Source organism: Aeromonas sp. EERV15 (genome assembly GCF_900079845.1).
Taxonomy (GTDB): Bacteria; Pseudomonadota; Gammaproteobacteria; order Enterobacterales; family Aeromonadaceae; genus Aeromonas; species Aeromonas sobria.
On record NZ_FKKY02000022.1, the window covers coordinates 21,537 to 43,743 of the forward strand.

The following is a 22,207-nucleotide window of genomic DNA, read 5'->3' on the forward strand; positions in this document are numbered from 1 at the left end:
TTCCTAATAGTGGTTGTTAAGCGTGAATGAGACCATCCACTGTACAACGAGGGCGAGGATATAAGTGGCAAAAAACGAGACGGTAACGACCTCGACTCCCGCACCGAACAGCAGAGCAAACAGGCCTGCCGTCGAAATGAGCTTAATCCCAGCCCCACCATAAAAGTCCCGCAAAACCAGGCCTACACTCTCGGCTGTCACCTTGCGGCGCAACACCCAGACAGTAAACAAGGCTTGAGGAACCCAGTACATCCCCCCTCCGTAGAGGGCGGAATAACCGGCGCTGGCACCAGTCAGGTAAAACCAGACGGCACTCATCGCCAGGATCAGGATGAGCTGACAAACGAGCATAACCAAGGCCAGTGTCAAACCTTCCAAGGCTAATTTCTGCTTCACCAACCGACCCCTGAACATTACAGAACTGTAAAAAATCGGGATCCGAAGACCCCATGTTAACAGCTCTTAAAGCCGGTCAAATTATACCCTTGAGGGCAGCTATTGCAATATGACAAAAATCCTTATTTTTTGCGGCCTTCCGCAGAGAATTAAGGTTACGTTCATATCAAAAGTAATGGATGTTTTATTACTACAAAAAGCGTAAAAATCACGATTCCGACACGCCAAAATAGCCCAATATGCGGTCCAAATCGGACAAGTTCTCGTAACTTATTACTAACTTACCGCTATCCCGCTTGCCAGGCTGAAGCTGTACCTGATAGCCAATTTTTTCTGCCAACTGGCGTTCCAGATAACCAATTTGGGGATCCGTGACCGGTTCCAGCTTGGCTTTGGCCGGTTCGAGTGCCTTTTTCACCAGTTTTTCGGTATCCCGTACAGTCAGTCCCTTCTGGGCAACCAACTTGGCCAGATCTGACTGAGCCTGACCACTGAGCGTCAGGAGAGCACGGGCATGACCCATATCGAGGTCACCGTGCTCAACGAAACGCTTCACGTCATCGTTGAGCTGGTTGAGGCGCAGCAGGTTAGTCACGGTCGTACGCGACTTGCCCACCGCCTCGGCCACCTGCTGGTGGGTGAGTTCGAATTCGGTCAGCAATCTTTGTAAGGCGACTGCCTCTTCGATGGCATTGAGATCTTCCCGCTGAATATTTTCAATCAACGCAATGACCACCGCGGCCTCATCAGGGACATCCTTGACGATGCACGGCACTACGTCGAGACGGGCCAGCTGGGATGCCCGCCAGCGCCGTTCACCAGCGATAATTTCGAAGGACTGTTCGCCGAGCGGGCGCACGACGATGGGCTGAATAACCCCCTGAGTACGGATCGAGTTGGTAAGCTCTTCCAGTGCGTCCTGGGACATGTCCTTGCGGGGCTGGTACTTGCCTGACTGCAACCACTCCACCGGCAGTTTGCGCAGTTCGCCCTGATTGGTGGGGGCCATGGCCTGCTCGGTGCGTTGATCACTCATCACCTGTTTTTGGCGGGCAGCCGTACTGGTACTGAGCAGGGCATCCAGCCCTTTGCCCAGTCCGCGTTTCTTTGGCGTCATATGCTCTCTCGGTCTGCGATGGGCAGCTGACACTCTTGCTCCTGGCGACGGAGGATCTCGCCAGCCAGCGCCAGATAGGCCTTGGCGCCCACCGATGATTTGTCGTAGTGCATGGCCGGGGCGCCAAAACTCGGGGCCTCCGCCAGTCTAACGTTGCGGGGAATGATGGTGCGGTAGACCTTGTCGCCGAAGTGCTGTTTAAGCTGATCGGACACATCATTGGCCAACCGGTTGCGATGATCGAACATGGTGCGCAGCACCCCTTCGATCTTGAGCTGCGGATTGACCACCGCAGCCAGCTTGCTGATGGTGTCGACCAGGGCGGTGAGCCCTTCCAGCGCATAATATTCGCACTGCATCGGTACCAGCACAGAATCGGCGGCAGCCATGGCGTTCACGGTCAGCATGTTGAGAGAGGGGGGGCAGTCGATGAAGATGTAGTCGTATTTGTCCCGCACCGAGGCCAACGCATTGCGCAGGCGGATCTCGCGAGCAAAGAACTCCATCAAACGAATTTCTGCCGCGGTCACGTCGGCGTTGGCGGCAATCAGGTGATAACCACCCGAGGTTTCACGGATGATCACCTCAGCAACCGGGGCATCTTCGATCAGCAGTTCATAGGCAGTGCGCTCGACATCGTATTTATCGACACCACTGCCCATGGTGGCATTGCCCTGCGGATCCAGATCAATCACCAGCACCTTGCGCCGGGTGGCAGCCATGGAGGCGGCCAGATTCACACAGGTGGTGGTTTTACCCACACCACCCTTCTGGTTGGCTATGGCGATGACTTTTCCCACACGATCCCCTAAATAAAACTGCGACCCTATTCGGGCTGGATATGTTTGAATTCCAGCAGATGACGTTCGCCTTCCAGCTCCGGCACCCGCAACTCATGGCAGGCAACCAGACGGATATTGGCAGGCAACTGGGCAAGCTCCTGCTCGGGATATTGCCCCTTGAGCGCCAGGAAGCAACCCTGCTCGGATGGCAGATGATGACACCAGCTCAACATGTCCTCCAGCGAGGCAAAGGCCCGACTCAGTACCCCATCAAACCCGATGTCAGGTTGATACTCTTCAACCCGGGATTTGACTGGCGTGATATTGGTCAGACCCAGCTCCTGGATCACCTGACGGATAAAGTTGATCCGCTTGCCCAAGCTGTCGAGCAACACGAACTGCTTGTCCGGATTGATGATCGCCAACGGCAAGCCTGGCAAGCCAGGGCCGGTCCCCACGTCGATGAAGCGCTCACCGTGCAAGTGGGGACTCACCACCAGGCTGTCGAGGATGTGCTTGACCAGCATGGCGTCCGGTTCACGCACCGAGGTGAGATTGTAAGCCTTGTTCCACTTGTGCAGCAACTCGACTAGCTGCACCAGTTGGTTCTTTTGAGTATCAGTGATAACAATTTCGGCCTGCTTGAGCAGGCCGTTCAATCTTTCCAGCATGTTTTCCAACGGTAAGAATCCTCAGGCGGTTTTGCGCAGCAGGCCGTGTTTTTTCAGGTGAACCAGCAGAATGGAGATGGCCGCCGGGGTAATGCCGGAGATCCGCGAGGCCTGACCAATGGTCTGTGGCTTGGTATCGCTGAGCTTGGCTTTCACCTCGTTGGAGAGGCCGTTCACCTGGTGATAGTCCATATCCTGCGGCAGCAGGGTGTTCTCGTTACGTAGCTGCTTGGCTACTTCATCATGCTGACGCTCGATGTAACCTGCATATTTTATCTGGATTTCAACTTGTTCTGCGGCGGCATGATCGGTCACCGAGGGGCCAACCCCTTCGATGGCCATCAGCGCATCATAGGTCACCTCGGGGCGACGCAGCAGCTCTTCCAGACTCTGTTCACGGCTTAGCGGGGTAGTAACCAGCGCATTCACCGCCGCCAGTGACGGGTGTTGCGGGTGGATCCAGGTCGATCGCAGACGCTGACGTTCCAGCTCAACCTGTTCCATCTTGGTGTTGAATTTGCTCCAGCGCTCATCATCCACCAGACCCAGTTCGCGACCGATGGTAGTCAAACGGACATCCGCGTTATCTTCCCGCAGCAGCAGGCGATATTCGGCGCGGCTGGTGAACATGCGGTAAGGCTCGCGGGTACCCAGGGTGGAGAGATCGTCCATCATCACCCCCATGTAGGCCTGATCCCGGCGGGGATGCCAAGGATCCTTGTCCTGGGCACGCAATGCGGCATTCAAGCCAGCCATCAGACCTTGCGCAGCAGCCTCTTCGTAACCGGTGGTACCGTTGATCTGGCCCGCGAAGAACAGGTTTGGAATGCACTTGCTCTCCATGTTGGCCTTGAGATCCCGCGGATCGAAGAAATCATATTCGATCGCGTAGCCAGGACGAGTGATGTGAGCATTTTCAAAACCACGAACGGAGCGAATGATCTGCACCTGCACATCAAACGGCAGGCTGGTGGAGACCCCGTTCGGATAGAGTTCGTGAGTGGTCAGCCCTTCTGGCTCAACGAAAATCTGGTGTGCCGTCTTGTCGGCAAAACGGGTGATCTTGTCCTCGATCGACGGGCAGTAGCGTGGGCCGATCCCCTCGATCACCCCGGCGTACATCGGGCTGCGATCCAGGTTGTTGCGGATCACCTCGTGGGTACGCTCGTTGGTGTGGGTGACGTAGCAGGGCACCTGACGTGGGTGCTGGCTGGCATTACCGATAAACGAGAAGACCGGACGAGGATCATCGCCATGCTGGGCCTGCATCAGCGAGAAATCAACGCTGCGGGCATCGATCCGCGGTGGTGTACCGGTTTTAAGGCGATCGATACGCAGCGGCAGTTCACGCAAGCGTTGAGCCAGCGCGATCGACGGAGGATCCCCGGCACGACCACCCTTGTAATTTTGCATCCCGATGTGGATCAAACCGTTCAGGAAGGTGCCTACCGTCAGTACGACAGTCTTACCGCTGATGCGGATCCCGCTTTGGGTCACCACGCCTGCCACACGATCCCCATCCATGATCAGATCATCGCAGGCTTGCTGGAAGATCTTCAGGTTCGGATAGTTCTCCAGCATATCCCGGACAACCGCCTTGTAGAGCAGACGATCCGCTTGAGCGCGGGTAGCTCGTACTGCTGGCCCCTTGGAGGAGTTGAGAGTACGGAACTGGATCCCGGCAAGATCGGTGGCACGCGCCATGATCCCGCCGAGTGCGTCAACTTCCCTGACCAGGTGTCCCTTGCCGATCCCGCCGATCGCCGGATTACAGGACATATGCCCCAGCGTATCGATATTGTGGGTCAGCAGCAGGGTATTCATGCCCATTCGGGCTGCCGCTGTTGCTGCTTCGGTTCCTGCATGACCGCCACCGACGACGATCACATCAAATTGTTCATGGTATTGCATTGGGATCACCTTGATCTGCACGCCTGAAGATCATTATTTGCCTGGGCTAAAGGGCGAAACATTCTATCTGTTTCGCGCCCTGAGGGGAACGTCTACTTAACGTTCAGTAAGAAGGGAGGATCCGGTAATTAGATCTTAAGGATCTTTAGATCGATCTTTTATTGGATCTACTATTAGGATCCACCCTTTCTGTTGATAAGCGCTTTTTGATCATAAAGATCATTAATTTAAGAGTGATCCTAGCTTGTGGAAAAGCTTGGATCCTGGCTCGGTGAACAGGGGGATAACCAGCACTTTTATACACAGGGCAGTTGGCCGTTGGATCTCATACATGGATAACTATAGGTTTTGCAGAGGTTTACACTGTAGTTATGCACAATCACCCTGGGCGTTGTGGGTAACCATGTAGAACAACTCATTCGGATCAATCTGTTAATAACCCAGTGGATAGTTGATCTGGGGATAAGTGGGAAGATCAAGTGTTTTTTCAGGATCTTCCACCCCTTGATCAGGCGATCATCGCCATCCAGTCGCTGATCCACTCTTCGGCGGCATCTTCCGGGATCTCGTGCTGGGTCACATCGATATCGAGCCGCTCGCCGATCCGGCTGGCACCACACTCGGCCAGTAGCTGATCCAGCGTTTTGCCACCCTGGCAAAAGGTGTCATAACTGCTGTCTCCCAGAGCGATCACGCCATATTTCAGTGAGTTAAGATCCGGATGCTGCTCGGCAAGATCCTTGGCGAAGGGTTGCAGATTGTCGGGGACATCGCCGGCACCGTGGGTAGAGGTGACCACCAGCAGGATGGATCCCGCATCATCCAGTACCTCGGCAAGCTTGGCCGGGTTGTGGATCCGGGTCTGGTGGCCAGCCTGTTCCAGCAGGTTGGCTACGTGGTTTGCGACATATTCGGCGGCGCCCAGCATGGAGCCGACGACGATATTGAGTTTGGCCATGGAATGGATCCTGATTTCAGACAAAGAAACGCAAAGCCGGATTCTACCGCCAAAGGGTGTGGATAAATATGGATAAAGCTTGGGGATAATGGATCCACCTAGATCATCGCGCCGGCGCCTGGGTGACGATCTTTTTTCGGCCTCTGCGACTTTTTTCCCGATGACCTCCCATTGAATGGCTCCCTTTTGCAGCATGCCGGTGATCGAGCGCAGTCATTTCGCCCGCTTGTTGCTGCTCATATGGTCGTTTATCGGTCAGCTATGGTGTCTGTGCCGCTCATGGATCCTCTCTGTTTGAAGGGAGTAAGGACCTGATTGGCTGTGAAAGGAGTCTGGTTTGCGAAGGACAGGGCTGCGCTTACCGGGGGCGCGGCCAGCAGATCTTTCCTGCGATAGATACCGATTGGGCTGGTGAGGAGATGCTTACTTCATCTGGCACTGCTGCCGCGTCAGGTTTTTGGATGAAGAACATACAAAAAACCCGGGATGAACCCGGGTTTTGACCGTCTGCCGTACCGACTTATTTGCCGATGCAGAAGCTGGAGAAGATGCGGCCGAGCAGATCGTCAGAGCTGAATTCGCCGGTGATCTCGGAGAGGGACTCCTGCGCGAGGCGCAGCTCTTCGGCCACCAGTTCCCCGGCGACATAGATTTCCAGCTGGTCTTTGGCGATCAGTAGCCGCTCGGCGGCGCGTTCCAGCGCATCGAGATGGCGGCGGCGTGCCATAAAGCCCCCCTCGGTGTTGCCCTGGAAGCCCATGCAGGCTTTCAGGTGCTCACGCAGGGCGGGCAGGCCCAGCTCGGTCTTGGCGGAGATGCGGTAGACGGCGTGACCCAGCTCCTGACTCGGTGCCAGCTCTTCGCCAGTCAGATCGGCTTTGTTGCGAATGACGGTGAGGCCGATGTTTTTTGGCAACCGATCAACAAATTCCGGCCAAATCTCCCGCGGGTCGATGGCGTCAGTGGTGGTGCCATCCACCATAAATAGCACTCGATCGGCTTGCTCGATCTCGGCCCAGGCGCGCTCTATGCCGATCTTTTCCACCTGATCTTGCGTGTCGCGCAGACCGGCGGTGTCGATGATGTGCAGCGGCATACCATCGAGGTGGATATGCTCGCGCAGCACGTCGCGGGTGGTGCCGGCAATCTCGGTGACGATGGCGGACTCGCGGCCTGCCAGGGCGTTGAGCAGGCTCGATTTACCGGCGTTGGGGCGACCGGCGATCACCACCTTCATCCCCTCCCGCAGCAGGGCGCCCTGCTTGGCTTCTCCGCGTACCCCATCCAGCTCGGCCATGATGGCGTAGAGATCGCCCGCCACCTTGCCGTCGGAGAGGAAGTCGATCTCCTCATCGGGGAAGTCGATGGCCGCTTCCACATAGATGCGCAGCCGGATTAGGCTTTCGACCAGCAATTGAATTTTGCTGGAGAACTGCCCCTGCAGGGAGTGCATGGCGCTACGGACTGCCTGCTCGCTGGAGGCTTCAATCAGATCGGCGATGGCCTCGGCCTGGGCCAGATCCAGCTTGTCATTGATGAAGGCGCGTTCGCTGAACTCGCCGGGACGGGCAGGGCGAATGCCATCGATCTGCAGAATGCGGCGGATCAGCATGTCCATGATGACGGGACCCCCGTGCCCCTGCAGCTCCAGCACATCCTCGCCGGTGAAGCTGTTAGGGGCTTTGAACAGCAGGGCGATGCCCTGATCCAGTACCTGGCCTTGCTCATCCTTGAACGGCAGATATTCGGCGTAGCGCACCCGCGGGAGCTTGCCGAGCATTATCTCGGCGACCTGTTCGGCGGCGGGGCCGGAGACCCGGACTATGCCAACGCCGCCACGGCCTGGCGCGGTGGCTTGGGCCACGATCGTATCTGTTGTCATCTTGCTTGGCTCGTTTGTTCGCTGATAGGAAAACGTAGTGGGAGACATTGTAATAAAAAAGGCGGCCCGAAGGCCGCCTCTTTTGTCATCACAGGAAGATTAGCTGCGCATCAATTGCGAGTGTGCAGGCCTTTCTTCTCCAGCTGACGATAGATGATGGTCTGCTGGGTAATGGAGATGACGTTGCTCACCAACCAGTACAGAGTCAGGCCAGCTGGGAACCAGAGGAACATGAAAGTGAAGATGATCGGCATGAACTGCATCACTTTCTGCTGCATCGGATCGGTCACTGTGGTCGGGCTCATCTTCTGCAGATACCACATGGACGCACCCATGAGGATTGGCAGCACGAAGAAGGGGTCCTTCACTGACAAGTCAGAGATCCACAGGGCAAACGGCGCATGGCGCAGCTCGACGGATTCCATCAAGGCCCAGTAGAGAGCGATGAAGATCGGCATCTGCACCAGAATCGGCAGACAGCCACCCAGCGGGTTGACCTTCTCCTTCTTGTACAGCTCCATCATGCCTTGAGACATCTTCTGGCGATCTTCGCCGAAGCGCTCACGCAGGGCTGCAATCTTGGGCTGCAGCATGCGCATCTTGGCCATGGAGGTGTACTGGGCTTTGGTCAGCGGGAACATGATACCGCGCACCAGCATGGTCAGCATGATGATGGCCACACCCCAGTTCTGGACGAAGCCGTGGAACACGGTCAGCAGCCAGTGTAGTGGCTGGGCGATGAACCACAGCCAGCCGTAGTCGACGGTCAGGTCGAGGTGGTTAGCCACCTTGGCCATCTGGTCTTGCAGCTTGGGACCGACCCACAGCTTGCTGGTCACTTCGGCCTGTTGGCCAGCGGCCACGTCTACCAAGGGCGCTTTATAGCCAATGATGGCCTGGCCTGTGCCAGGGGTCACGCGGCTGTAGAAGCTGTTGGTATCGTCGGCATTCGGTGCCCAAGCGGAGACGAAGTAGTGTTGCAGCATGGCGACCCAACCACCCTTGGTGGTCTTGTTCAGGTCGGCATCCTTCATTTCGTCGAAGGTGTACTTCTTGTAGCGAGTCTCTTCGCTGGAGAAAGCACCACCACGGTAAGCACTTGCTACCATGGCATGACCTTCCTGGTCTTTCGGGGTTGCTACGGTCTGCTTCAGCTGACCATAGAACTGCACCTGAACCGGCTCGGCAGATTTGTTGTCGATTTTGTAATCAACACCAATGGCATAGTCGCCACGCTTGAGCACGAACTCTTTAGTGAAGAGCACGCCCTTGCTGTCGGTCCAGGTCATCGGTACGACGACTTGATCCTGACCATCGGCCAGCTGGTAGCTGGTCTGGGCGGCGTCATAGGTAGGACGGCCCTGAGGCTGACTGTCAGGACCATCACGACCCACCAGGCCGCTTTGGGCGACATAGAGGCGATCAGGCACATTGGTCAGCAGCACGAATGACGGCTCTTTACCTTCTTCCAGCTTGTGGGCCAGCAGTTCGGCAGAGACGATATCGCCACCCTGGGTATCCAGGGTCAGTTTGAGCACGTCAGAGGAGACGGTGATCAGCTTGCGTGCGGCAGTCGCGTTGGCTTGCTCGGAAACCTGAGGAATGTCACCGGTTTGACCGGCTTCAGGTACGAAATGTTCGGTTTGGGCCACGGTAATCGGGGCCGGCTTCGGAGCCTTGTCGGACTCCCACTGTTGCCAGAGCAAAAAGCTCACGAACAGCAAACCGATCAGAAGTAGATTGCGTTGTGATTCCATAGTCTTCAGTTTCTTCGCTTTGGTTGCGGAACCGGGTCATAACCACCCTCGGATAAGGGGTGGCATTTTAATAGACGTTTGCTAGCTAGCCAAACGCCTTTTATGAAACCGTGAAGTCGGATGGCTTCTATCGCAAATTGGGAACAAGTTGGAGTAAAACGGCAGCGCGGCCCGAGCAGAGGGCTAATGATTAGCTGATACAGGCGTATCAGTTTGATAGCTACCCATTGCAACGGCGTGACAGAGTGCGCCATAGCTTTTCCAGTAACTTGAACAGTTCCTCGTTATCCATCTCTTTCACACCAGCCTTGGCGATCACCACGATATCGATAGCGGGCAGCTTATGTTGTTGGAGGCGGAAACTTTCCCGGACCACCCGTTTGACACGGTTACGCCAGACGGCACGCTTGAGTGCTTTTTTGGGCACAGCGAGACCAAGACGAGAGTGTTCGAGTGAATTGGGGCAGGCGAGAAGCGTAATTTGCGGGGAAGCAGCCCGGACAGGCTCAGCGAAAACGCGTTTGAAGTGTTCGGGAGTTAACAGACGTAACTCCCGAGAGAAGGTGTGCTGGGTAGGCATTAGACTACCAGGCGGGCACGACCCTTGGCACGACGAGCGGCCAGAACTTTACGACCGTTGGCAGTTGCCATGCGGGCGCGGAAACCGTGAGAGCGCTTGCGCTTCAGGTTGGACGGTTGAAAAGTACGTTTCATGATTCGATTCCGTATTTCTGTACAGTTTTGATGTCACACTTAGCCGACGCGCCAGCTATAGCGTGTGACGACTAGCAAAAGAGGCCGAATTCTAAACAGAGTTCGGCTTTTAGTCAATCCGCCGTTCCCTCTCATCCTGCGATGGTCTTGAAAGGCCACTGCCGAGTGTAAGGATCCAGAGGATCGAGGGCTCCGGATTATACTGGCAACCCGGGGTTAAACAAGGGATCCTTCAATAAAAAAGGTGGTCGAGCTGCGAAAGCGGGGGCTATTTCAGAACTTTTCGCAAGAACTCCCGGGTGCGGGGATCCTTGGGATCAACCAATATCTGATCTGGCGGCCCCTGTTCGATGATCCGCCCCCCTTCCATGAAGATCACCCGATCAGCAATATCGCGAGCAAATTCAATCTCATGGGTCACCACCACCATGGTCTGGTGTCGACGAGCCAGTGCTTTCATCAGCCCCAGCACCTCGTCTACCCACTCGGGGTCGAGGGCAGAGGTGGGCTCATCGAACAGAATCACTTTGGAGTGGGCGGCCATGGCGCGGCCAATGCCGACCCGTTGTTGTTGACCACCGGAGAGCGATGCCGGATAGGCATCCTGCTTGTCGGCAAGACCTATCTCTTTGAGGATGCCGAGCGCGGTGGCGCGTGCTTCTGCCTTCGGTTGCTTCCAGACGGTAATCAGCCCTTCGGCAATGTTGTCCAGCGCCGTCTTGTTGGCAAACAGGGCGTAGTTCTGGAACACGAAGGAGGTGCGCTTGCGCAACTCGATTGCCTGTTGCTCGCTGGCTTTGGCCAGATTCAGCGCAAGGTCGTCGATGGCCAGGGTGCCCGCATCCGGGGTCTCCAGCAGGTTCAGGCAGCGCAGCAGGGTCGATTTGCCGGTGCCGGAGGGGCCGATGATGACGACAATTTCCCCCCTTTTTACCTCCAGATCGATGCTGTTAAGTACCTGATTGCCGTTATAAGCCTTGGTGAGGCCGGTGAGTTTGATCATCGCTGACCTCCGTTAGTAGGCCCGATTCAGGCGAACTTCCAGCAGATGCTGCAAGCGGGTAAAGATAATAACGACCCCCCAGTAGACCAGCGCCACCGCCATGAAGCTCTCGAAGAACTTGAAGGAGGAGGAGGCCTCCATCTGTGCCTTGCCCATGATCTCGGCCACCCCCAGGGTGAATGCCAGTGAGGTGCTCTTGATCATGTCGATGAAGTAGTTCATCAGCGACGGGGTGGCGATACGTGCCGCTTGTGGCAGGATGATCCGCTGCATCGCCTGATAGCGACTCATGCCGATACTGAGCGCCGCTTCCATCTGGCTTTTGTGAATGCCGAGGATGGCTGCGCGGATCGACTCGGCCATGTAGGCGGCGAAGTGCAGGGTCAGGCCGACGATAGCGGCAGTAAAGGCATCCATCCCCACGAAGATTGGGAACAGCTGCGGTAGCCCGTAATAGAGCAGGAAGAGCTGGACCAGCAGCGGCGTACCCCGAAAGAACGAGATATAGAGCATTGCCAGCCAGTGAATGACGGGGATGCGAAACACCCGCACTATCGCCAGAGCCAGCGACAGCACGAGTGCCAGCACGAATCCCCACAGGGCCATCTCCATCGTGGTGCCCAGATACTTGAGCAGGATGGGAAACAGCCCCAGCGTGTATTCGAGGTCAAATTCCATCATTTATTTGTCGGTGATGTCGGAGGCGAACCATTTTTCGGAGATCTGACGCAGGGAGCCGTCCTTGCGCATGGCGGTCAGGGCACCGTCGACCTTGTTCAGCACGGCCTGTTTCTCCGGGGTATTCAGGAAGGGCAGGGCGTTCTCGATGGTTTCGAACGGTGCGCCGGCCTGTTGCAGTGGCAGTTTGGATTCTTTGATCAACTGGGCGGTGGAGACGCGGTCCATCACGAAGGCATCGATACGACCCAGCGCGACATCTTGTTCGAAGTTGGAATCATAGGTACGGATATCGATTTTCTTGGCCGGATCGTTCTTGCGCAGCAGCTCTTCGAAGTTGGAACCCAGGTTCACGGCAACCTTCTTGCCAGCCAGATCCTGAATGCCATGGATGGTGCTGTTGCCCTTGCGCACCACTATCTGGGCGCCGTCATAGACGTAGGGTTGGGAGAAGGCGTATTTGGCCTTGCGCTCGTCAGTGATAGTGATCTGGTTGGAGATGGTGTCGATGCGACCGGTTTCCAGCATGCCGAATAGGCCAGAGAAGCTGGCGGTCACAAACTCGACCTTGTAACCGGTACGCTCACCGATCTGGTTCCACATATCTACCTCAAAGCCCTGCAGCTTGTCCTGCTTGACGAAGGTGAACGGAAAATACTTGCCGGACATGCCGACCTTGATGGTCTCCTGGGCGATGGCTTGACCGGACAGGGTGGCCAGCAGGATGGCTGCGCCGGAAATCAGTTTGATGGATCTGCTCATGGTGTTTCTCGCTCTCAATGTCTTGTATTTGTAGTTGTAATCACTACGTTGCAACGCATGCTATTGGAATAAAACCTAATTAATAAATGACATTTAGTTATATTAAATAACGAGAAGAGATGGGGGCGATCCGCCAATCTGGATAGTGGATCAAGCTGTGGGTAACTTTGGGGATGAAATCTGATCCAAAGCCGTGGGATCCTTGAAAGTCAAGGATCTTATTTGCTGGATCCACCGGGCGATGGCTGGAGATCAGATCGCTAAAAACGTAGAATAGCCGGTCTTTAGTTAATCAATCGACAGGAGCTTAGAGTGACTGCTTCGCTATGGCAGCAGTGCCTAAACCGGCTGCAAGATGAGTTGCCCTCGGCAGAATTCAGCATGTGGATCCGGCCGCTTCAAGCGGAGTTGAGTGACAATACTCTGACCCTGTATGCACCGAATCGCTTTGTTCTGGACTGGGTACGAGACAAGTATCTCATCCGGGTTAACGGCATCATCAATGAACTCTATGGGGTCGACGGCCCCGCCCTGCGTTTTGATATAGGCAATCGTCCTCATCCTGTCCCTGTCGCCAGAGCGCCAGTACAGGGTGCCGCGCCTGTGAATAACTTGCAGAAGAGCTGGGAAAGCAAGGCTGAAACCAAGCCCGAGCCGAACCACAAGAGCAACACCAACGTGAACTATACCTTCGAGAATTTCGTTGAGGGTAAGTCCAACCAGTTGGCGCGTGCGGCTGCCCGTCAGGTAGCGGACAATCCGGGTGGTGCATACAACCCGCTGTTCCTCTATGGCGGTACCGGTCTGGGTAAAACCCACCTGTTGCACGCGGTTGGTAATGCGATCAAAGAGGGCAAAAAAGATGCAAAAGTCATCTATATGCACTCCGAGCGGTTTGTTCAGGACATGGTAAAAGCGCTGCAAAATAACGCCATTGAAGAGTTCAAGCGTTATTACCGCAGTGTCGACGCCCTGCTCATCGATGACATCCAGTTCTTCGCCAACAAGGAGCGCTCCCAGGAGGAGTTCTTCCATACTTTCAATGCCTTGCTTGAAGGTAACCAGCAGATCATCCTGACCTCGGATCGCTATCCGAAGGAGATCAACGGTGTCGAGGATCGTCTCAAGTCCCGCTTTGGCTGGGGCCTGACCGTGGCGATCGAACCACCGGAGCTGGAGACCCGCGTCGCGATCCTGATGCGCAAGGCGGACGAGAACCAGGTCCATTTGCCGGATGAAGTGGCGTTCTTTATCGCCAAACGTCTGCGATCCAACGTCCGTGAACTGGAAGGCGCCCTTAACCGGGTGATCGCTAACGCCAACTTTACCGGCCGTGCCATCAACATCGATTTCGTGCGCGAAGCGCTGCGTGATCTGCTGGCTCTGCAGGAGAAGCTGGTCACCATCGACAATATTCAGAAGACGGTGGCGGAGTATTACAAGATCAAGCTGGCGGATCTGCTCTCCAAGCGTCGTTCCCGCTCGGTTGCCCGCCCACGCCAGTTGGCGATGGCGCTGGCCAAGGAGCTGACCAACCACAGTTTGCCGGAGATAGGTGATGCCTTTGGTGGCCGTGACCATACTACCGTTCTTCATGCCTGCCGCAAGATTGAGCAGCTGAAGGAGGAGAGTCACGACATCAAGGAGGACTATTCCAACCTGATCCGTACTCTTTCGTCCTGATAACAGCACGGAGTGGACAGATGCAGTGTGAATATTCCAACCTGATCCGAACCCTTTCCTCCCAATAACAACGGAGAGCACAGATGCAGCTCGAAATTAGCCGTGAGGCCCTGTTACGTCCTCTGCAACTGGTGTCCGGTGCTCTGGGTGGCCGACCGACCCTGCCGATCCTCGGCAACGTGCTGCTTGATGTCAGCAACGGTCTGCTGTCGTTGACCGGGACCGACCTCGAAGTTGAGATGATCGGTCAGGTCTATCTCAATAGTGACAGCCAGGATGGCCGCACCACTGTGCCAGCGCGCAAGCTGCTGGATATCTGCCGTGGTTTGCCAGAAGGCGCCGAGATCCGCTTCAATACCGAAGGTGAGCGCCTGATCATCCGATCTGGTCGTTCCCGCTTCAACCTCTCGACCCTGCCAGCGACCGAGTATCCGAACATCGAGGATTGGGAATCCGTGCTCGAGTTCGATATCAGCCAGCTGGAACTGAAAAAGCTGATCGATGCCACCCAGTTCTCCATGGCCAGTCAGGATGTGCGTTATTACCTGAATGGCATGTTGTTCGAGAGCGAGGGGCACGGTTTGCGTACCGTGGCAACCGACGGTCACCGTCTGGCCACTTGCCGCCGTGAGGTGGTTGCAGAATCGCTACCCGATCATCAAGTTATCCTGCCCCGTAAAGGGGTGCTGGAGCTGGTGCGCTTGCTGGAAGCTGACGACAAGCCGGTACGGCTGCAGATCGGCCGCAGCAATCTGCGCGCTGCTCTCGATGGCTTTATCTTCACCTCCAAACTGGTGGATGGTCGCTTCCCTGACTGGCGCCGGGTTATTCCGCGCAACAGTGACAAAGCCCTGATCGCCGGTCGTGAGGATCTGCGCCAGGCGTTTGCCCGTGCAGCGATCCTCTCTAACGAGAAATTCCGTGGGGTGCGTCTCAATCTGCAGGAAAACCTGCTGCGCATTACCGCCAACAACCCGGAACAGGAAGAAGCCGAAGAGCTGCTTGACGTACAATATGCCGCTGGCGAGATGGAGATCGGCTTTAACGTCTCTTATGTGCTCGACGTGCTGAATACGTTAAAATGTGACCAAATCCGGATTAGCCTGAGCGATTCGATCAGCAGTGCCATTATTGAGGATTTTGAACATCAGGATGCTCAGTACGTGGTGATGCCGATGCGGATCTAGTCGTGTCTCTGGTCAAACTCCAGCTCAGCGACTTTCGCAATATCCAGCAAGCCAGTCTCAAGCTGTCGCCCGGCCTCAATATACTGGTCGGGCGCAATGGCAGCGGCAAGACCAGCGTGCTGGAAGCTATCCATTACCTTGGCTTGGGGCGCTCCTTTCGCACTCATTTGACCGGACGGGTTATCCGTCAGGGGGAGCGAGCCTTCACCCTGTTTGCCCAGTGCGAGCTGGAGGGGCGTCAGGTTCCCATTGGCCTTGCCAAGGACAAGAGTGGCGAGACCCAACTCAAGATTGCCGGTACTCAGGCGCAACGTCTGGCCGACCTTGCCGAGTTGTTGCCGGTGCAGTTGATCCATCCCGATGGCTTCAACCTGCTGACTGGCGGGCCTCAAGCCCGTCGTGCCTGGCTCGATTGGGGCGTCTTCCATCAGGAACCGACCTTTTTTTCCCTGTGGGGACGAGTACGGCGGCTGCTGAAACAGCGCAATGCGCTACTGCGCCAGAGCACCCAGTATCGCCAGCTGGCGTTCTGGGATCAGGAGCTGGTGCGGCTCGGGGGTGAACTGGCCGAGTTTCGCGCCAGTTATTGTCAGGCCATTACGCCCCTGATCAAGGAAATGACGGCGGATTTTCTGCCGGAATTCGATATCAGTCTCGGTTTTTATCGGGGCTGGGAGAAAGATACTCCCCTCAATGAGTTGCTGGAGGCGGGGTTTGAGCGGGATCGGGCGCTGGGCTATACCGGCGTCGGGCCACAGAAGGCCGATGTCCGCCTCAAGGCGAGCGGGGTGCCCGCTCAAGATATTTTGTCCCGGGGTCAACTGAAGTTGCTGGTCTGCGCCATGCGCTTGGCTCAAGGGCTCTATTTGAATCAACATAGCAGCCGTGGCTGTATTTTTTTAATTGACGATTTTGCCTCTGAACTGGATGTCGACAAGCGCCGCTTGCTGGCCGCAAGGCTGAAGCAGTGTGCGTCCCAGGTGTTTATCACCGCCATCGACACCGGTCAGCTCGCAGACATGATGGATGCGAATGACTGCAAGTTGTTCCACGTGGAACAAGGCAAGGTCTCCGAAACGTTAGAGAAGGCAGAGAGTAAGCTATGACTGAGAATACTTACGACTCCTCGAATATCAAGGTACTGAAGGGCCTGGATGCGGTCCGCAAGCGCCCGGGGATGTATATCGGCGATACGGATGATGGCTCGGGTCTGCACCACATGGTGTTCGAAGTGGTCGATAACTCCATTGACGAAGCACTCGCTGGTTACTGCACCGATATTTTGGTCAAGATCCATTCCGATGGTTCTGTCTCTGTGCGTGACAATGGCCGGGGCATCCCGGTAGACATGCACGAAGAGGAGGGCCGTTCCGCCGCCGAAGTTATCATGACCGTGCTGCACGCTGGCGGTAAGTTCGATGACAACTCTTATAAAGTATCCGGTGGCCTGCACGGTGTGGGTATCTCCGTGGTTAACGCCCTCTCTGACAAGCTGTTGCTGACCATTCGTCGTAACGGTCATGTTTACGAGCAGACCTATCACCTGGGTGAGCCGCAGGCGCCACTCAAGCAGATCGGTGACAGCTCAGGTACGGGTACCGAGGTACGCTTCTGGCCGAGCCCGACCATCTTTACCGATACCCTGTATCACTACGAAATCCTGGCCAAGCGGCTGCGTGAGCTCTCCTTCCTCAACTCCGGTGTGTCGATTCGTTTGCATGACGAGCGTGATGGCCGTGAGGTGCATTTCTGCTACGAAGGGGGTATCAAGGCGTTCGTTGAATATCTGAACCAGAACAAGACCCCGATCCATCCGAAGGTATTTCACTTCACCACCGAGCACGATGGCATTGGCGTGGAAGTGGCGATGCAGTGGAACGACGCCTATCAGGAAGGGGTCTACTGCTTCACCAACAATATTCCGCAGCGGGATGGTGGTACTCACCTGGTGGGATTCCGTACCGCGCTGACCCGTACTCTGAACACCTATATGGACAAAGAGGACTACAGCAAGAAGGCCAAGTCTGCCGCCAGTGGCGACGACGTGCGTGAAGGTCTGATTGCCGTTATCTCCGTCAAGGTGCCGGATCCCAAGTTCTCCTCCCAGACCAAGGACAAGCTGGTTTCGTCCGAAGTGAAGACTGCCGTTGAGCAGGCGATGGGCGAGAAACTGGGTGAGTTTCTGCTGGAAAACCCGAGCGATGCCAAGATCGTGGTCAACAAGATCATCGATGCGGCCCGTGCCCGTGAAGCGGCCCGCAAGGCCCGCGAACTGACTCGCCGCAAAGGTGCGCTGGATATCGCTGGTCTGCCCGGCAAACTGGCTGACTGTCAGGAGAAAGACCCGGCCCTTTCCGAACTCTACATAGTGGAAGGAGACTCTGCTGGCGGTTCCGCCAAGCAGGGTCGCAACCGTAAAAACCAGGCCATCCTGCCGCTCAAGGGCAAGATCCTGAACGTAGAGAAGGCCCGTTTCGACAAGATGATCTCCTCGCAAGAGGTGGGCACCCTGATCACCGCACTGGGCTGCGGTATCGGTCGCGACGAGTACAACCCGGACAAGCTGCGCTACCACAACATCATCATCATGACCGATGCGGACGTCGATGGTGCTCACATCCGTACCTTGCTGCTGACCTTTTTCTATCGTCAGATGCCGGAAATTATCGAGCGTGGTTACGTCTTTATCGCTCAGCCGCCGCTCTACAAGGTCAAGAAGGGCAAGCAGGAGCAGTATCTGAAAGATGAAGATGCACTGCTGCAGTATCAGACCTCAATGGCGCTTGATGGTGCAACCCTGCACGTCAACGAGTCGGCCCCGGCTATCGGTGGCGAGGCGCTGGAGCGTCTGGTCAACCAGCACCGCGCGGTCTCTCATCTGATCACCCGCATGTCCCGTCGTGCCCCGATTGCCGTACTGACCCAGCTGATTTATCAGCCTGAGTTGCACGAAGCACTGCTGGCCAGCGAGAGCGATCTGCTGGTCTGGTGCCAGAGCATGGAAGCCGTGCTCAACGAGAGCAACCACGGTATCCAGTACCAGATCCAGGTTCGCCGCGACGAAGAGCGCAGTCTGTTCGTGCCGCACGCCGTGGTTCGTCAGCACGGTGTTGATCGTGAATACCCGATCAGCTACGAATTCCTGCAATCTTCCGAGTACCGTCAACTGGTTTCGCTGGGTAAAGAGATCGCCAACCTGATTGAGGACGGTGGTTTTATCAAGCGCGGCGAGAAGGTCAAGCCGGTTGCCAACTTCGTGGAAGCGGTCGACTGGCTAATGAGCGAAGGCAAGCGCGGCATCTACATCCAGCGCTATAAAGGGCTGGGTGAGATGAACCCGGACCAGCTGTGGGAAACCACCATGGATCCGGAAGCCCGTCGCATGCTGCGCGTCACCATCGACGACGCCGTCGGTGCTGACCAGCTCTTCTCCACCCTGATGGGTGATGCCGTTGAGCCCCGTCGTGACTTTATCGAGACCAACGCCCTGCGCGTAGCCAACCTCGACGTCTAATCGACGCAGTCAGACAGATAGTAAAAAGCCGCTCCTTGTGAGCGGCTTTTTTGTTTTTGGGGGAATTGAAAGCATGTTCCACGTGAAACGTGGAGCCTGATTATGTTGCCCGACTACCACGAAAAGAGCGTCGCCACTCGCTGGGGGAGATGGCAAAGCGGGCACGGAAGTGATTGCGCAGGGAGGTGGCACTCTTGAAGCCGACCAGCTCGGCGATGCGGTCGATGGAATGACCACTTACCTCCAGCAGCTCCTGACTGCGTCTGAGCCGTTCCGCCAGCAGCCATTCACCTACCGAGAGGCCGGTAGCCTGATGAAAACGGCGGGTAAAGGTGCGCCGGCTCATCAGGGTGTGGGCCGCCAAAGAATCCAGGGTATGGGGCTTTGCCAGATGGGCACGCAGGTGATCGAGCAACTGGTTCATCCGGACATCGCGGGTGGAGGCGGGCACCGGCTGCTCGATAAACTGGGCCTGACCCCCTTCGCGGTGGGGCGGGATCACCAGCCGCCGCGCCACCTTGTTGGCGATGGCCGAGCCGTGGTACTGGCGTACCAGATAGAGGCAGCAGTCCAACCCGGCGGCAGTGCCTGCCGAGGTGACCAGCCCATCGTCATCCACATAGAGGGCGTTGGTATCGAGCTGCACGCAGGGAAAGCGGCGGCAGAAATCCTGTTCGTACTCCCAGTGGGTCGATGCTTTGCGACCATTAAGTAGTCCAGCGTAGGCGAGCACATAGGTGCCGAGACAGAGTCCGACCAGCCGGGCACCTCTGGCTCTGGCGGCAATCAGGGCATCGAGCAGCGCTGCAGGTGGCCGTGCTGACGGGTCGTGCCAGAAGGGGATGACGATGATCTCCGCCTCGGCCAGCACCTCCAGCCCATGGGGCGCCTGAATGGTGAAGCCTTGCGCCGAGTGTGAGTGGTGGTTGCCATCACCGCAGCAGATCTTGAGCTCGAACAGTGGCTGGCCCGGAAGGATATCGCCGAAGATGAGGCAGGGGACGGCGCAGTGAAAAGGGCTGAAGTGATCGAAGGTCACCACGGCAACGATCGGGGTGGTCATGGTGTTGGCTCCTCTCTGCGCGCAGAGCACTCATCATAAGCGTTCGGCAGTGAAAGCCGAAGGGCCATCTCTGGCATGGCCCTCCTGCGGGTCACAGCGATATCGCCTCGCCATCTTGTGGCACCTGTACCCGATCCACCATGCCCCGTTCCGTCAGATAGTCGCGTAGCTCCTGGCGTGACAGCAGGGCGTGGTTGACCGCCTCCATGTGGCTGGCGATCAGCGTGGCTTGCGGTGCGGCCTGATAAACGGCGGCGACATCCTCCTTGCCCATGATGATGGAACCGAGCCCGGGCACCTGTGCATCGCCGCAGTTGAGGATGACGACCTCGGGCTGATGCTGTTGCAGGGCTTGCTCGACCCGGGGATGCCAGATGGTATCACCGGCCAGATAGAGGCTCTGTTCATCGGGGTGGGAGAAGACCACGCCGCACACCTCTCCCATGCGCTCGCCAAGTACCGCCATCAGCTGATCGTTGCCATGCTGACCACTGGTCTGCTGCAGGCGAATGCCGGCAAATTCGGGCTGTTCGCTCAGCAGGCGCACATCCTCAAAACCACTGGCACGAATGGCATCGGCATCTTTCTGATGTTGTACCAAGAGCGGCAGATGCTTGGGGATCAGGGCTCTGGCGGCGTCATCCCAGTGGTCAGGATGATCGTGGGTGACGATAACGGCATCCACATCGACCAGCTCATCGATCGATAGCGGCAGCTCGACCAGCGGATTGCGCAGCTGGCTGTTGGTGGTGCCCTCAAAGCCGGGGAAGGCTCCCTTGGCCGAGAGCATGGGATCTATCAGAAAGCGGGTGCCGGCATAGTCGAGCAGCAGGGTGGCGTTGCGCACCTGGGTAATTTTCATGGGGTGGCTCCATGTTGGCTGGTGGATATGCAACCAATTATGGGGTGCGGAGCGAGTTGCCATCAGTGGCCCACGGGTCGATTATCATCACTATTGGGCCAACAGGGTGATCAGTGTGGCCATTTAAAAATTTGAAAAAATCCCCTTGAAAGGAAAAAGTGAGCCCTTATATAGGTAACAAGGCCGGAACGCTCGACAGAGGTTTCGACCAGGCGCCCGTCCATAAGGAGGGCAAACAATCCGTTATCGCTCATAAGAGGGTAATACTATGCGTTCTATCGACTTTTCTCCGCTCTATCGTTCTGCCATTGGTTTCGATCGTCTGGCCAATCTCATTGAATCTGCGGCCAGCAATGGCAATGCCGGTTATCCCCCCTACAACATCGAGCAGCTGGGTGACAGCGACTACCGCATCAGCATGGCGGTGGCGGGTTTTACCCAGGAAGAGCTGGAGCTGAGCTTCCAGGAAAATCTGCTGACGGTGAAGGGCAACAAGCAGGCCGACACCGGGCGCAACTATCTCTATCAGGGGATCGCCGAACGTGGTTTCGAGCGCCGCTTCCAGCTGGCCGACTATGTGCGGGTGAAAGGGGCCGACCTGAAAAATGGCTTGCTGCACATCGAGCTGGTGCGTGAAGTCCCCGAGGCGATGAAGCCGCGCAAGATTGAGATCAACGGCTGATAGCCTGAATTCACTGAAATTTTAAAATTTCCTGGGTGCCGATGACGGGCCTGTGGAGAGTTGAACCTGTTGCTTATTAGAAGGATAGGATTATGCGTAACCTCGATTTTTCTCATCTCTATTCCAATGCTGTCGGCTTCGAGCGGATGGCCCGTGAGCTGGAAGGTCTGTTCGAGCAGAAGACCGCCGCTTACCCCCCGTACAATATTGAAAAGCGCGATCAGGATGGCTATCGCATCACGGTCGCCGTGGCTGGCTTCGAGCGCGAAGAGCTGGAGCTGGAGACCGAAAACGGCACCCTCAAGGTGAAGGGGCGCAAAGGGGCTGCGGCCGGTGAGCGTCAGTTCCTCCATCAGGGGATTGCCGAGCGTGACTTCGAGCTCGCCTTCAAGCTGAGCCAGCACGTGGAAGTGCAGGGCGCCAAGCTGGAGCATGGTCTGTTGACCATCGACTTGGCTCGCGAACTGCCGGAGGCGCTCAAGCCCCGCTCCATCCCCATTGGTAAACCTGAGCAGCTGGCGCTGCCCGGCTAAGCAAACCGGATCGCGATAAACAACAAAGGCCTGCAGATGCAGGCCTTTGTTG

22 protein-coding genes are annotated in these 22,207 nt (G+C 56.6%); 6 read left to right on the plus strand and 16 right to left on the minus strand.

Annotation, left to right across the window (positions count from 1 at the left end):
• Positions 1 to 3: 3 nt before the first annotated feature.
• The 14 genes from BN4575_RS17465 to BN4575_RS17525 form a co-directional block, all read right to left on the minus strand.
• Positions 4 to 414 (minus strand): ATP synthase subunit I, encoded by a 411-nt coding sequence (locus tag BN4575_RS17465; RefSeq protein ID WP_042022951.1) that lies wholly within the window; start codon positions 412 to 414, stop codon positions 4 to 6.
• A 190-nt stretch (positions 415 to 604) separates the two neighbouring features.
• Complete coding sequence (locus BN4575_RS17470; protein ID WP_068979153.1) at positions 605 to 1,513, minus strand: ParB/RepB/Spo0J family partition protein; 909 nt, start codon at positions 1,511 to 1,513, stop codon at positions 605 to 607.
• Complete coding sequence (locus BN4575_RS17475; RefSeq protein ID WP_042022953.1) at positions 1,510 to 2,313, minus strand: ParA family protein; 804 nt, start codon at positions 2,311 to 2,313, stop codon at positions 1,510 to 1,512. Before BN4575_RS17475 ends, BN4575_RS17470 begins: the two co-directional genes overlap by 4 nt.
• Positions 2,314 to 2,339: 26 nt before the next feature.
• On the minus strand, positions 2,340 to 2,966 hold the full coding sequence (gene rsmG / locus BN4575_RS17480) for a 16S rRNA (guanine(527)-N(7))-methyltransferase RsmG (protein ID WP_068979191.1): 627 nt from the start codon (positions 2,964 to 2,966) through the stop codon (positions 2,340 to 2,342).
• Positions 2,967 to 2,987: 21 nt separating this feature from the next.
• A complete protein-coding gene (mnmG, locus tag BN4575_RS17485; RefSeq protein WP_068979192.1) occupies positions 2,988 to 4,877 on the minus strand; it encodes a tRNA uridine-5-carboxymethylaminomethyl(34) synthesis enzyme MnmG in 1,890 nt (629 codons plus the stop codon).
• A gap of 508 nt (positions 4,878 to 5,385) precedes the next feature.
• Positions 5,386 to 5,835, minus strand: a complete 450-nt coding sequence (gene mioC, locus BN4575_RS17490; RefSeq protein WP_068979154.1) for an FMN-binding protein MioC — start codon at positions 5,833 to 5,835, stop codon at positions 5,386 to 5,388.
• 520 nt (positions 5,836 to 6,355) lie between these two features.
• On the minus strand, positions 6,356 to 7,717 hold the full coding sequence (gene mnmE / locus BN4575_RS17495; RefSeq protein WP_068979155.1) for a tRNA uridine-5-carboxymethylaminomethyl(34) synthesis GTPase MnmE: 1,362 nt from the start codon (positions 7,715 to 7,717) through the stop codon (positions 6,356 to 6,358).
• 110 nt (positions 7,718 to 7,827) lie between these two features.
• Positions 7,828 to 9,474: a membrane protein insertase YidC gene (gene yidC / locus BN4575_RS17500; protein WP_042022961.1), complete on the minus strand. Its 1,647-nt coding sequence runs from the start codon at positions 9,472 to 9,474 to the stop codon at positions 7,828 to 7,830.
• A gap of 5 nt (positions 9,475 to 9,479) precedes the next feature.
• Positions 9,480 to 9,728: a membrane protein insertion efficiency factor YidD gene (gene yidD / locus BN4575_RS21345; protein WP_010672280.1), complete on the minus strand. Its 249-nt coding sequence runs from the start codon at positions 9,726 to 9,728 to the stop codon at positions 9,480 to 9,482.
• Entirely contained in the window at positions 9,695 to 10,054 is a 360-nt protein-coding gene (gene rnpA, locus BN4575_RS17505) for a ribonuclease P protein component (protein WP_042022962.1), read from the minus strand. The genes yidD and rnpA overlap by 34 nt, the downstream gene beginning before the upstream one ends.
• Entirely contained in the window at positions 10,054 to 10,188 is a 135-nt protein-coding gene (gene rpmH, locus BN4575_RS17510) for a 50S ribosomal protein L34 (RefSeq protein ID WP_005307156.1), read from the minus strand. The genes rnpA and rpmH overlap by 1 nt, the downstream gene beginning before the upstream one ends.
• Before the next feature lie 268 nt (positions 10,189 to 10,456).
• The gene (locus BN4575_RS17515; protein WP_068979156.1) at positions 10,457 to 11,191 is read right to left on the minus strand and encodes an amino acid ABC transporter ATP-binding protein; all 735 of its coding nucleotides are present in this window, start codon (positions 11,189 to 11,191) and stop codon (positions 10,457 to 10,459) included.
• 12 nt (positions 11,192 to 11,203) lie between these two features.
• Positions 11,204 to 11,872 carry an amino acid ABC transporter permease gene (locus BN4575_RS17520; RefSeq protein WP_098971492.1) on the minus strand — a complete coding sequence of 223 codons (669 nt, stop codon included), beginning with the start codon at positions 11,870 to 11,872 and terminating at the stop codon, positions 11,204 to 11,206.
• Positions 11,873 to 12,631 (minus strand): amino acid ABC transporter substrate-binding protein, encoded by a 759-nt coding sequence (locus BN4575_RS17525; protein ID WP_068979157.1) that lies wholly within the window; start codon positions 12,629 to 12,631, stop codon positions 11,873 to 11,875.
• Positions 12,632 to 12,943: 312 nt separating this feature from the next.
• Here BN4575_RS17525 and dnaA point away from each other — a divergent pair, with 312 nt between their 5' ends.
• The 4 genes from dnaA to gyrB all read left to right on the plus strand — a co-directional run bounded on the left by dnaA (position 12,944) and on the right by gyrB (position 19,015).
• Positions 12,944 to 14,314, plus strand: a complete 1,371-nt coding sequence (dnaA, locus tag BN4575_RS17530) for a chromosomal replication initiator protein DnaA (RefSeq protein WP_068979158.1) — start codon at positions 12,944 to 12,946, stop codon at positions 14,312 to 14,314.
• Between the two features lie 83 nt (positions 14,315 to 14,397).
• The gene (dnaN, locus tag BN4575_RS17535) at positions 14,398 to 15,501 is read left to right on the plus strand and encodes a DNA polymerase III subunit beta (RefSeq protein WP_042022966.1); all 1,104 of its coding nucleotides are present in this window, start codon (positions 14,398 to 14,400) and stop codon (positions 15,499 to 15,501) included.
• A gap of 2 nt (positions 15,502 to 15,503) precedes the next feature.
• Positions 15,504 to 16,607 carry a DNA replication/repair protein RecF gene (gene recF, locus BN4575_RS17540; protein ID WP_042022967.1) on the plus strand — a complete coding sequence of 368 codons (1,104 nt, stop codon included), beginning with the start codon at positions 15,504 to 15,506 and terminating at the stop codon, positions 16,605 to 16,607.
• Positions 16,604 to 19,015 (plus strand): DNA topoisomerase (ATP-hydrolyzing) subunit B, encoded by a 2,412-nt coding sequence (gene gyrB / locus BN4575_RS17545; RefSeq protein ID WP_068979159.1) that lies wholly within the window; start codon positions 16,604 to 16,606, stop codon positions 19,013 to 19,015. The genes recF and gyrB overlap by 4 nt, the downstream gene beginning before the upstream one ends.
• A gap of 100 nt (positions 19,016 to 19,115) precedes the next feature.
• Here gyrB and BN4575_RS17550 read toward each other — a convergent pair whose 3' ends face one another.
• Entirely contained in the window at positions 19,116 to 20,078 is a 963-nt protein-coding gene (locus BN4575_RS17550; RefSeq protein WP_068979160.1) for a helix-turn-helix domain-containing protein, read from the minus strand.
• 91 nt (positions 20,079 to 20,169) lie between these two features.
• A complete protein-coding gene (locus BN4575_RS17555) occupies positions 20,170 to 20,940 on the minus strand; it encodes an MBL fold metallo-hydrolase (RefSeq protein ID WP_068979161.1) in 771 nt (256 codons plus the stop codon).
• A 268-nt stretch (positions 20,941 to 21,208) separates the two neighbouring features.
• On the opposite strand from BN4575_RS17555, the gene BN4575_RS17560 reads away from it, so the two are divergent.
• Both BN4575_RS17560 and BN4575_RS17565 read left to right on the plus strand, forming a co-directional pair.
• Positions 21,209 to 21,622 (plus strand): Hsp20 family protein, encoded by a 414-nt coding sequence (locus BN4575_RS17560; RefSeq protein ID WP_040098225.1) that lies wholly within the window; start codon positions 21,209 to 21,211, stop codon positions 21,620 to 21,622.
• A 92-nt stretch (positions 21,623 to 21,714) separates the two neighbouring features.
• The gene (locus tag BN4575_RS17565) at positions 21,715 to 22,155 is read left to right on the plus strand and encodes an Hsp20 family protein (RefSeq protein WP_068979162.1); all 441 of its coding nucleotides are present in this window, start codon (positions 21,715 to 21,717) and stop codon (positions 22,153 to 22,155) included.
• The last annotated feature ends 52 nt before the right edge of the window (positions 22,156 to 22,207 follow it).